The sequence below is a fragment of the Algibacter sp. R77976 genome, assembly GCF_044594645.1.
GTDB lineage: Bacteria > Bacteroidota > Bacteroidia > Flavobacteriales > Flavobacteriaceae > Algibacter_B.
Genome location: NZ_CP138989.1, coordinates 1,607,907 through 1,619,478 on the forward strand (window position 1 = coordinate 1,607,907; position 11,572 = coordinate 1,619,478).

7 protein-coding genes are annotated in these 11,572 nt (G+C 34.4%); 1 reads left to right on the top strand and 6 read right to left on the bottom strand.

Annotation, left to right across the window (positions count from 1 at the left end; translation table 11 throughout):
* The first annotated feature begins 169 nt into the window (after positions 1-169).
* Complete coding sequence (locus tag SJY43_RS06945) at positions 170-901, top strand: rhomboid family intramembrane serine protease (RefSeq protein WP_396603123.1); 732 nt, start codon at positions 170-172, stop codon at positions 899-901.
* Positions 902-924: 23 nt separating this feature from the next.
* Here the strand turns inward: SJY43_RS06945 and rlmB are convergent, their stop codons facing one another.
* The 6 genes from rlmB to SJY43_RS06975 all read right to left on the bottom strand — a co-directional run bounded on the left by rlmB (position 925) and on the right by SJY43_RS06975 (position 11,548).
* Positions 925-1,662 (bottom strand): 23S rRNA (guanosine(2251)-2'-O)-methyltransferase RlmB, encoded by a 738-nt coding sequence (gene rlmB / locus SJY43_RS06950; RefSeq protein ID WP_396603124.1) that lies wholly within the window; start codon positions 1,660-1,662, stop codon positions 925-927.
* Positions 1,663-1,810: 148 nt separating this feature from the next.
* Positions 1,811-5,059 (bottom strand): PA domain-containing protein, encoded by a 3,249-nt coding sequence (locus SJY43_RS06955; RefSeq protein WP_396603125.1) that lies wholly within the window; start codon positions 5,057-5,059, stop codon positions 1,811-1,813.
* Between the two features lie 146 nt (positions 5,060-5,205).
* Positions 5,206-6,108 carry a hypothetical protein gene (locus SJY43_RS06960; protein WP_396603126.1) on the bottom strand — a complete coding sequence of 301 codons (903 nt, stop codon included), beginning with the start codon at positions 6,106-6,108 and terminating at the stop codon, positions 5,206-5,208.
* A gap of 21 nt (positions 6,109-6,129) precedes the next feature.
* Entirely contained in the window at positions 6,130-6,933 is an 804-nt protein-coding gene (locus SJY43_RS06965; RefSeq protein ID WP_396603127.1) for a hypothetical protein, read from the bottom strand.
* Positions 6,934-6,947: 14 nt separating this feature from the next.
* Positions 6,948-8,384, bottom strand: a complete 1,437-nt coding sequence (locus tag SJY43_RS06970) for a SusD/RagB family nutrient-binding outer membrane lipoprotein (protein WP_396603128.1) — start codon at positions 8,382-8,384, stop codon at positions 6,948-6,950.
* A gap of 11 nt (positions 8,385-8,395) precedes the next feature.
* The gene (locus SJY43_RS06975; protein ID WP_396603129.1) at positions 8,396-11,548 is read right to left on the bottom strand and encodes a SusC/RagA family TonB-linked outer membrane protein; all 3,153 of its coding nucleotides are present in this window, start codon (positions 11,546-11,548) and stop codon (positions 8,396-8,398) included.
* Between the last annotated feature and the right edge of the window lie 24 nt (positions 11,549-11,572).

The window sequence follows — 11,572 nt, forward strand, 5'->3', positions numbered from 1 at the left end:
TGGGCGTGTCCCCCGAAGAAAAATCGGGGGCCGGGTTTTCACTACTCAATCTTTTTGCCGAAAAAGCAAAAAGGATTTCAAACATACCGTTTAACCCCTCACGCAGATGCATAACTGCCAATTTAGCACATAAACTTATATTGGATAACTATTTGCTAACTTTAAGACAATGAAAGGTAAAGAACATTTTCAGTTTTCAACAGGCGTCATAGCTTACCCTATATTTTTTGTACTTGCTATTTGGTTAGTATTCTGGTTCGAGGTGCGTTTTGGTTATAACTTTAGTAAATATGGAGTGTACCCTCAAACATTAAAAGGGTTAAGAGGTGTTTTATTGAGTCCGTTTATTCACGGCGACATCAAACACATTTATCACAATACAGTACCTTTATTTGTGTTATCAACGGCTTTGTTCTATTTCTATAGGCATATCGCTTGGAAAGTGCTTTTCTTTGGTATTCTATTATCTGGTTTTCTAACTTGGTGTATTGGTAGACCATCATACCATATTGGTGTAAGCGGACTTATTTACGTTTTAGTAAGTTTTACCTTTTTTAAAGGTGTATTTGCTAAACATTATAGACTTATAGCATTATCGTTATTGGTTATATTTCTTTACGGAAGCATGATTTGGTATACCTTACCTGTAGAAAAAGGTATTTCTTGGGAAGGCCATATGGCTGGTTTAATAACGGGTTTACTCTTTGCTTTAATTTTTAGGAAAGAAATAGCAAAACCTAAAAAGTATGTATGGGAACAAGAAAACTATAATGAAGACAACGATCCGTTCCTAAAACATTTTGATGAAGACGGAAACTTTATAGAATCCGTTGAGCCAGAAATTGAAATAGAGGAGGAGCAACTGCATATTAAATATCATTTTAAAAAAGATGATAATTAACGAGTCTTAAATAGTATTTGAGTCTATTTTAAGCGCTGTCTTACCGCTTCATATAAAAAAGCACCACAGGCAACAGAAACATTTAAAGATTCAATATCACCAAGCAATGGTAGTTTAGCTTTAGCATCAACAACTTTTAAAGTAGATGGATTTATGCCTCTACCTTCAGATCCCATAATAATAGCACAAGGCTCAACAAAAGAAACATCATATAGTGTATCGTTTGTTTTCTCGGTAGCAGCTATAACTTTAACCCCAGAGGCTTGCATGTAAAATACAGCATCTTTAATGTGGTCTACTTTACAAATAGGAATTTTAAATACAGCACCAGCACTTGTTTTAATAGTATCGCCATTTACTGGAGCACTACCATTTTTTTGTATAATAATACCATTAACACCAGTACATTCTGCAGTTCTAATAATAGCACCAAAATTACGAACATCGCTTAATTGGTCTAGTAACAGGAATAATGGTGTTTTACCAGATTCTATTACGCTCATAACTAAAGTTTCCATGTCATGAAACTCAATAGGTGAAATTTGAGCTACTGCACCTTGGTGATTATTTCTAGTTAACCTGTTCAGTTTTTCAATAGGAACGTAAGACTTGTTTATTGATTTTTTATTCAATAAAGATTCTAACTCACCAAATAACTCACCTCTTTCACCTTTCTGAAGAAATACTTTATCTATGGTTTTACCAGCATTTATTGCTTCTATGATGGCTCTTATTCCGAATATTTGTGTTTGGTTTTCCATTGGGGCAAAGGTATGAAAAAGACTTATTAAACAAATTACTATTGTATTTAAAAGCTTGAGCTTTTTTGTAAATAAGGCTGAATAAAAAAAGCCACCTAAAGTAAACTCTAGATGGCTTTTAAAATTTTTAATAACAATTACTTTGTCATTACTTTATCATTATTTTATGAGTTGTTTCTATGTTATCCTTAGAAAACTTCATCAAGTATAAACCAGATTGTAAACCAGTTAAATCTAATTTACTTTCTGTTCTAGATAAATCTAAATTTCCAGAATAAACGTTTTTACCTGTTATACTGTAAACATTTAATTTAGTGTTTTCAATATAATCATTAGAAATGATATTAATATTTCCATTAGATACTGTTGGGTATATTCTTAAATTAGAAGACGTGAATACATTATCTGCAGTACTTAAAGATGTTGCAGTTAACTGTCCAGAAAATACACCTCTACCATGAGTAGCAGCAAATACCATATTGTCATCTCTTAAATCTAAATCTAAGACCTTTACATTGCTCATTCCGTTATAAGATGTGTTCCAAGTTGGACTAGCGCTAGAAAAGTCGTTTGTATACCAAACACCAAGTTCTGTTCCAATAATAACTTCCTCTAAATTAAGTGGGTTTTGTAAAATGGTTTTAACCGGTAAATCAGGTAAGTTACCATCTTTAGCTTGCCATGTTGCTCCTTGATCATCTGTATACCAAACATTGTTTACACCATAATTGTGCATGGTTACAAAAATTTCGTTTTCAGATTGTCCAAACTCAACATCAGAAACACTACCAACTAATCGATTCTCATCTAGATTTGTCCATGTTGGTGTTGCGCCATCAGCATTTTCTACTAATAAAACATCACCTAAAACAGTTCCTACAAGAAGCGTAGAAGATGCAGTTGTATGTGTTGATACAGTAAATGCAGTTGGTGTAGTTGTTAACTCTTCATCAGTTAAATCTGTTTTTGTTAAAGTTGCTGAGTCTTTTATTCCAGCGTATCTTTTTACAATGTATGTTCCGCCTGCAGAATAATTAGTGTATAAAATATCTAAGTTAGAATCTAAGGCTCCTGGGTTTATGAAAGCACCATTACCCCCTACTGGGTCAGGGTCATCTTGACCACCTTCTGAATTAATATTAACGTTAGCTCCGTCAAAATTATAAAGATTTATGTTGTCATTGTAAACATAATTTGAAATTACATATCTATCTGTACCATCTTGATCAAAATATGTATAAGCACCATCACCACCTTGAATTTCTGTTGCGTTAGAGTCACCAGCTGGATCACCATTTTCAGTTAATTGTGTTCCATTATCCTGTAATCCTCCAGCAAAATGATCTCCAGTAGGGAATGCTGTAGTTGGTCCAACAGCTACAGTATAATATTGTGCAGTATTGTATCCAACATTTCTAGATTCAGTAGTTGTACCACCATCAGCAGAGTAATATACACCACCATCGTTTCCAAAAATAACTTTATTAGCATCGTTGTTTCCAAAAGCTGTAATATGTTGATCTGCATGTACTTCTTGAAGGCTAAATCCACCATACCAATGTGATAATTGTACCCAAGGATTTGTTCCTTCAGCTCCATTTGTAGATTTAAATAAGTCAATACCACCTACATAAACGATATCATCATTTGAAGGGTCAATATCAAGTAATAAGTCATAAAAAGCTTGATTTCTTGTAAAATCGGTTGCAGAAATACCTGTATCTGCATCATTTGGTAGTGTTTTTGACCTTACCGAGAATGCTGGTACAAAATTAGATGTGGTTTTAACAATTTTTACTTGAGGGTCATTTTCACCTTGTCCAACTAGCTCTGCAAGAATGTAAACTTTACCCGGGTTAGCAGGGTTTGCAGAAACAGCAATTTGAGTTCTGCCTCCATCTGTTACACTATAAATTTGGGTAAATGTGTTCCCATCTGCAGATGAGAATACAATTCCACCACCATCACCATATAATTTACTTTGAGTCGTAGATAACCATACTTTTCCATCTGAACCAATTTCTAAATCGTTAGGGCAATGTTTATTCCCATCTGCAGTAAGTGGTAGTGATACTTCTGTCCAGTTCGCTCCCCCATCTGTAGATTTATATAAACCATATGAAAGGCCTCCTACTGTTGTTGAAGCATTTGAAGATCCATATAAGGCATCTGCAGCAGCAACATATATTTCAGATGTTCCACCGTTATCTCTAACTTTAATATCATTAATATGTTGTATACCAGGAACTACAGTTGCTGTAAAAGTACCAGAAGCAGGGTTAAGAGAACCATTTACAGTTCCCGACCCCATGGCATCTTCAATAAGATCACCATTTTCTTTAGTTATCATTACTGCAGGAATTGTAATGCTAGCATCTTCACCTCCCATAGGTATTGGTTCACCAGACACGTTGTTTAGCATAATAACTGCAATTGCACCAGCATCTTGAGCATTTTTTACTTTGTCAACAAAAGGACAATCACCTCTTCTAATTATTGCTATTTTACCTGTAGCATCAGCACCAAAAGCATTACATGCTTCAGTTGGAACTCCAGTAGCATCATTTGCTAATATAAAATCAGCTGTAATGACACTCGTAATTTCTGAACCAAAATTATCAGTTGGAAATGATTCATAATCACCTGCAATACCTGCAGGACTATTAACCGATATGTTTGATGCAGATACAAAATAACTTACACCTGTATTACCACCAAATATATTTGACCATGTGTTTCCTCCATCTGTAGATTTCCAAATGCCATCACCATTAACAGAACCATCGGTATGTCCAACATAAGACTCTCCAGTACCAACGTAAAAAGTATTTGTATTGTTAGGGTCAAAAGTAATAGTTGAAACAGCTAAGTTTTCAGGAATACCAACTCTTACCCATTCAGAGGTAGGGCTACTAATATTAGTGTTTTTCCAAAGACCACCAGAAACACCACCAGCAAATACGGTATTATCAGTAGCATCATTCGGATCAAACATCATGGCTCTTGTACGACCCCCAACGTTATTAGGACCACGATCTATCCATAAATTATCTGCTTTATCACCAGGTGCACGAGATGCAAATTGATTATTAAGTAATTCTTTTTGAAGTTCGGCAACTTTTATAGGAGTTGGTCTTCCCAGTTCTGGATTCATAGTTAAAACCCATTGTTCCTCATTATATTTGTTTGGAGGTATGCCTACTGCTTTACGTTCCTTTTTAGAAAGTTTTAAAGTTTCTATAAATGGATGCGTATTAAGATGTTGTTTATGAATATCCTTAATATCATCGGCGGAACTAATACTTTCATTATTGTTTTGAGTAGTGTAAATAGATATTCCAAGGAATCCTACTATAGCTAATAAAGCTAAAACACCAATTTTGTAATTTTTTTTCATCTTTTTTTTACTAAAATAGTTTAATTTTATTAAAACCTAAAATGCTAAAAGTTAATATTTTTAAAAATAAAAGCCAGTAATTAATTACTGGCTTTTATTTATTTATATTATTATAAATAATTAATTTTTATTTATAAAACATTTAATTAATAAAAATTAGTAAGAGTATACTCATAACCATTGGTTACTACTAATTTTATTACAACAGCACCTAATCCTTCACCAAAGCCTCCAACTGCTCCAGAATCTGGTGAGCTAAGATTTTGTTGACTTTCTTCAGAAGAAGAAAATGATCCAGAAACATCAAAATGTTCTTGACTATAGCTAATAGTTACCGGAATCACGTCTGTATATCCTAAACCAGAGTAAGGGTTAGAATATAAATCAGATGCGATGTAATAGGTTCCATCCGCTAAACCACTAATGTAATCTTCTTCAGGACAAGAAGCTGTACCAGCAATATAAGCCAAAGGACTGAAATCCTCAGCTAAAAGGACTAAATCGTAATCCATTTCACAAAATGATGAGATTGTTACATCGTCATTTACCGCACTTCCATCCCATGATAGAACTAAATCTAAATGATCATTTATATAATCATTATCAATAGTCGCAGAAAATGTAAAAGGTGATACATTAAAATTAGCTCTTGATTCACCTGTGATTTGTAAAGTCTCACTACCTTCAATATCTCCTGTTTGTAAAATGTCTACAGTTGCAGAACCTGTTGTTGAACCAGCAGGTATTGTTATTGTGTGAGCTTCAAAATCACTTGAACTTGCAGAACCACCAGATTGTATTAAATCGATAACGGCATCAGTTGGCTGTGCTGCTGATAAAGTTGCAGTAACTTCAATTTGAAAGGTACTTGCATCATCAGCATCAATAGCACTTTCATCAAACATTGTTGGCGAAGATGATGATAGAGTTACTGTTGCAGGAGAATAATTTATTAATGAATCTCCGGTGTTGTCATCTTCAGATTCACATGAAGTGAAAGCTAAACAAGCTAGAGCAAATACTCCAATTTTATTTATTATATTTTTCATAATATTAAAAGTATATTTTAATTAGTTTTTAAACATAGTCCATTCAGTACCTATAGCACCAACTCCACCAACTTCTATGCCGCTCCATACTAAATTTCCGTCAGCATCAACATATCCGTTACCCGACACAGGGTTACTGCCAGCAAATCTCCAATCGTTAATATCGAATGAAAGTGCTCCACAAGTATCAGTAAATCTTACCCAATACCCTGATGTAGGCCATCCTATCATTTGATCACTTTCATATAGACCAGGAGAAACTTCAATAACATTATAAATAGCAGGACCACTTGTATAATTAATAGTATAAGAACCAGCTAAATTAGAAGCACAGTTTATAACTAAAGAATAATTACCCATTGATGCGTTAAAGTAATAAACACTTCCGTCAGTTTTATAGACTTTAGTTTTAAAGTCTAAAACATCACCAATTCTTAAATCGGTAGCAGCAACTCCAGTTCCGGCTAATAATTCATCTAATGTACCAACCTCTAACGTATAAGGTAAAGAAGTACTCTCTCCTAAAGAGATTTCTTCGCCACCATTAAAAGACTTTACAATTTCGATTTTTTGTAAGCTTGAAATAGAACCAGCTGTTTTACTAACTGTCATATTTAAATATGCATTAGTAACAGTTACTTCAGCATCTGCTAAATCAACACCAGGTGCTGGGTTTCCTAAAATAGAACTATTAGAAGTAGCAGATACATTTACTAAAAGCCCTGCTTCATCTTTTATTTCTGCTACAGTATCAGCGTCTGTTTCACAAGAAGCAAAGGCAACTATTGCTGCTAATGCTAAAAATATTTTTCTTAAATTTTTCATCTTTTTCTTTTTTTTTAATTTTGCCACCAAAGTGGTGTAGTTAAATTATCAGTCCCCTGAGCTGAAACAGCTGTTGTATAATTTTCATTATTTAGAGACTGTTGTGATAATGGATAATTATATCTAGAAGGAATACTAGGTTCTACAGCATCAATTGCTAAAGGCAACGCTGGAATACCAGTACGTCTCCATTCTGCCCAAGACTCTAATCCTTGCATATATAATGCTACCCAGATTTGCTCTCCAATTTGTGTTAAACCATTAGCACCTCCAGAATATGTAATAGAAGGGGCTCCAGATACACCATTGTCTGCAACAGAAGCGGCAACACCTTGGTTAAAGAAATCTGCTGCACTTCCACCTATGTAGCCTTTTTCAGCAGCTTCAGCCATTAATAAGCTTAAGTGCGCATAACTCATAAAGTAGAAAGGTTGTTCTGCTTCTAAATATTTAGTACCTATTAAAGATACATTATTAGAATCTCCATAGAAAGAATCTCCAATAGCTCTAATACCAGCTGGTTTACCTACGTAACCGCCACCAGAACCGTCGCCACCAACTTCTTGAGCGTAAACAGGCAATCTTGGATCTCCAGTATTAATCATATAATTAACTAATTCTTCTCCCATACACCATTCAGTATCACGACCACCATCAACTAATGTTTCGTAGAATGGGTTTGCATTAGGAGCAGAAGAAAGGTAAACTAGTTTAGCTTCGTCATCATTACTAGAAAATAAATTTCCAGAATTTGCTAACGCAGTTAATTCACCAGTTGCATTGTAACCACCAGAAGCAGCACGCATTAAAACTTTGAATTTTAATGAAGCAGCATATTTTTTCCATAATGTCCAATCTCCTCCATACATTAAATCTTGACTAGAATCTATAGTACCACTTCCGTTTAATAAAGTCATTGCTTTGTCTAACATAGCTAGTATCGCTGGATAAACTACTGTTTCACTATCATCGTAAACAGGTGTAATAATTCCTACATCACCTTTTAATGCTTCAGACATAGGAATGTTTCCATAAATATCTGTTAGTACGTGAAAAGCATTCGCTTTTATTACCAAAGCAACACCTTCTAGATTACTATTTCCTTGTTCATTTGCTAATTCTTCCATTATAGCGGCATCTTTAGCTACTACGTTATAAAGATTTTGCCAAACACCATCAATAGTTGTTTGTCTAGGAATATAAAGTTCGTTAGTGTTGTAAACAGGTTTTCCTAAGTGTTGTACCCAACAAGAACCAGTTTCTCCACCATTAAAAGCACTACCAACAGTGTTTCCAGTACCTCTAATAACACCGGCAAGTAATAATTCTGCAGGAACAGCACTTGGATCATTTGGATTTGAGTTGACTTCGTCAAATCCGCTATCGCAACCAGTAATCATAAAAACTGGACTTATAGCAATAAGTAATATTAAATATTTAAGTTTTTTCATTTTCTTTTTTTTTAGAATTTAACATTTAAGCTAAAACCAATACTTCTTGTTGGCGGAATTTGAGCGTATTCAAGACCTTGTTGACCTGTTGAACTACTAAACGCAGATTCAGGATCAATGTGCGGTACTTTTTTGTAAAGAATAGCTAAATTTCTAGCAGTTAGCCCAAGAGAAATTTGATCTACAGCTATGTTAGTAAATAATTTAGCTGGAAGTGTATAAGTTAATGAAAGCTCTCTCCATTTAACAAATGATGCATCATATACTGAAGACTCAGCGATGTTTTGAGAATATGTAGAGCTAAAGTGTGTTTGTGCTGGCACAACTACATTATTTTCAACATAACCACCATTACCGTCAGACATAACTCCAACTCCAATAATACCAGTTTCTCTTCCTTGCATTGTTTCTTCAAGAACACCAGCTAACTTACCCCAAGAGTTTGTTTGAGAATAAATATCGCCACCTTTTTTAACATCAATTAATGTAGTTAATCTAAGGTTTTTGTATGACATGTTTATTCCTAAACCACCTGTCCAGTCTGCATTAATATTTCCTAAAACTTTGTTAGTAGGATCTATTTGAGCTATACCATTTTCGTAAATGATATCACCATCATCAGTTCTTTCAAAAGCAGGACCGTATAAAGCACCAACAGCTTCACCTTCTTGAGCAATTACATCTACATTCCATAACCCGCCTAATACTACACGTCCGTTGTCGGTAGTTGGATCATCATCAATGTTTTGAGCTTCACCTACGTTTTTAGCAAAGTTTACATTAACACCTAAATTAAAGCCATCATCATTTTTAATAATGTCAGCACCAAGAGTTAATTCAATACCTTTATTAGATATATCTGCAACATTGTCCCAATATGCAGTATTACCAGAAGCAGGATCAATATCTTTTGCCATGATAACATCTGTAGTCTCTTTATCGTAATAAGTGAAATCTAAACGAATTCTACTTTTTAATAAACGCGCTTCAAATCCAATTTCTTTTTCTACAGTATCCTCATTTTTGATATCAGGATTCCATAAAGTACTTGGGAAAAATGCTACTGGAGTTGTTCCCCAAGGCTCACCAGAGAATGAGAAACTTGGTTCAATACTATAAGGCGCTAATGGTCCTGCACTACCTGTTTTAGACCATCCACCTCTTACTTTTAAGTAAGAAACAACATCGTTAGACATGTCAAACATATCACTAAGAATAGCACTACCAGTTACACTTGGGTAAAAGAAACTATTGTTTTGTAAAGGTAAAACAGAAGCCCAGTCATTTCTTCCTGTAACATCTAAGAATAAAAAGTCTTTATAAGAGATGCCCATAAAACCAAATACACTATTGATTTTTCTGTCTTGTTGTTCTTGGAAAAGTTCTGTAGTTACACCGTCTCTAGTATTAGAGATGTTGTATAAACCTGGAATTTGTAATTCAGGAGCAGTCATTTGTAACCTGTGGTAATTATTTACCATGTTATTTCCACCAACGTTTGCATTGAATTTTACATCGTCACCTATGTTCGTGTTAAAACTCAATATAGCTTGAGAGTTTATTTCGTAACGAGTACGTTGATATTCGTCGTAAAAACCTCTTACATCTTCATAAGTACCAAATGCACGTCTTTTTGTATCTAAAGAACTAAAGTAGTCAATACCTGTTTGCGCGCTAAAAGAAAGTTTGTCGCTTATTTGATAATTAATTGAGAAATTTCCTAATAATCTATTTCTATCAAATGTATTGGTATTAGTATCTAAAGACCAGTACGGGTTATTGTTGTAAGCTAAGTTCCAGTTTATTGGTGTAGCTACATCAGCACCTGCAGCAAATCCTGTAGGTAAGTTTTTGTAGTCTCTTAAAGCATTCCAGTCAACATTACGACCAGACCATACTATTTGACCTAATTGGTTATTAGCATCTCCATAACCTACAGAAGGTAAGTTGTCACTTTCTGTTTTAATGTAGTTTGCACTTAAACCAACAGTCCATTTGTCTGATAAGTTTAAGTTAATTTTTCCACTAAAGTTATACTTTTTCAAATCAGTATTATAAAGAATACCTTTTTGATCAGTTAAACCAATTGAAATTCTTCCATTGTAATCTTCATTACCTTTAGAAAAAGACAGGTTGTTATTAGTTGTAAGTCCCGTTTCAAAAAAGTCTTTAATATTATCTGGTTGCGATACCCATGGTAAAGCTTCTCCGTTTTCAGAGTTCCATTGTATAAACTCTAATCCAGAGTCTAATGCTGGTCCCCAACTTTCATCAACACCACCGTCTCCGGTAACACCGTCTGTAAATTCAAAATAAGTTGAACTTGGTCCTTGACCATAAGAATTTTGATAATCTGGTAATACATAGGCGTTTTCTATACTAACACTAGAAGAAAATTCAATTCCTAATCTATTATCGTTTTTACCAGATTTAGTAGTTACAACAATAACACCGTTAGATCCACGCATTCCATATAGAGAAGTTGCAGCACCACCTTTTAAAACGTTAAGAGATTCAATATCATCTTGATTTAAATCAGCTAAACCGTTTGGTGTACTATTACCTCCAGAGTTAGTAGAATCACCGTAAGAAGTGTTATCCATTACAACACCATCTACTACTACTAAAGGTTGAGCATTTCCACTAATAGAAGAAATACCTCTAATTACTATTCTACTCTCTGCACCAACAGCTCCAGAAGCACTAGTAACACTTACCCCAGCAATCTTACCACTTAAAGAGTTTACAATATTTGCATCTCTTACTGTTGTAATATCACCTGAAGACACACTTTGTGTCGAGTAACCTAGGGCTTTTTCGTCTCTTTTGATACCTAAAGCCGTTACTACGACTTCTTCTAATGCTTCTGCATCTTCTTGCAAAGTAACATTAATTGAATTGGTAGCTCCTACTTTTACTTCTTTGGTAGAATACCCAACAAAACTAAATACAAGAGTACTCCCTTGATCTGCTTTTATTGAATAGTTACCATCGAAATCTGAAGATGTACCCGATGAAGTACCTTTAACTAAGACAGTTGCTCCAGGTAGAGGTAAACCAGAACCATCTGATATTGTACCTGAAATTGTCTTTTCTTGTGCAAACGTTAGCTGCACAACAAACGCTAGTAATAGCGTTAGAATTCCACTAAACTTTGTTTTCATTTTATAATTATTTGAATTAGTCAA

Excerpts from the sequence above, each read along its gene's own strand:
- SJY43_RS06975 (WP_396603129.1), bottom strand. The coding sequence starts at position 11,548 with ATGAAAACAAAGTTTAGTGGAATTCTAACGCTATTACTAGCGTTTGTT.
- SJY43_RS06945 (WP_396603123.1), top strand. The coding sequence starts at position 170 with ATGAAAGGTAAAGAACATTTTCAGTTTTCAACAGGCGTCATAGCTTAC.
- rlmB (WP_396603124.1), bottom strand. The coding sequence starts at position 1,662 with ATGGAAAACCAAACACAAATATTCGGAATAAGAGCCATCATAGAAGCA.
- SJY43_RS06960 (WP_396603126.1), bottom strand. The coding sequence starts at position 6,108 with ATGAAAAATATAATAAATAAAATTGGAGTATTTGCTCTAGCTTGTTTA.
- SJY43_RS06955 (WP_396603125.1), bottom strand. The coding sequence starts at position 5,059 with ATGAAAAAAAATTACAAAATTGGTGTTTTAGCTTTATTAGCTATAGTA.
- SJY43_RS06965 (WP_396603127.1), bottom strand. The coding sequence starts at position 6,933 with ATGAAAAATTTAAGAAAAATATTTTTAGCATTAGCAGCAATAGTTGCC.
- SJY43_RS06970 (WP_396603128.1), bottom strand. The coding sequence starts at position 8,384 with ATGAAAAAACTTAAATATTTAATATTACTTATTGCTATAAGTCCAGTT.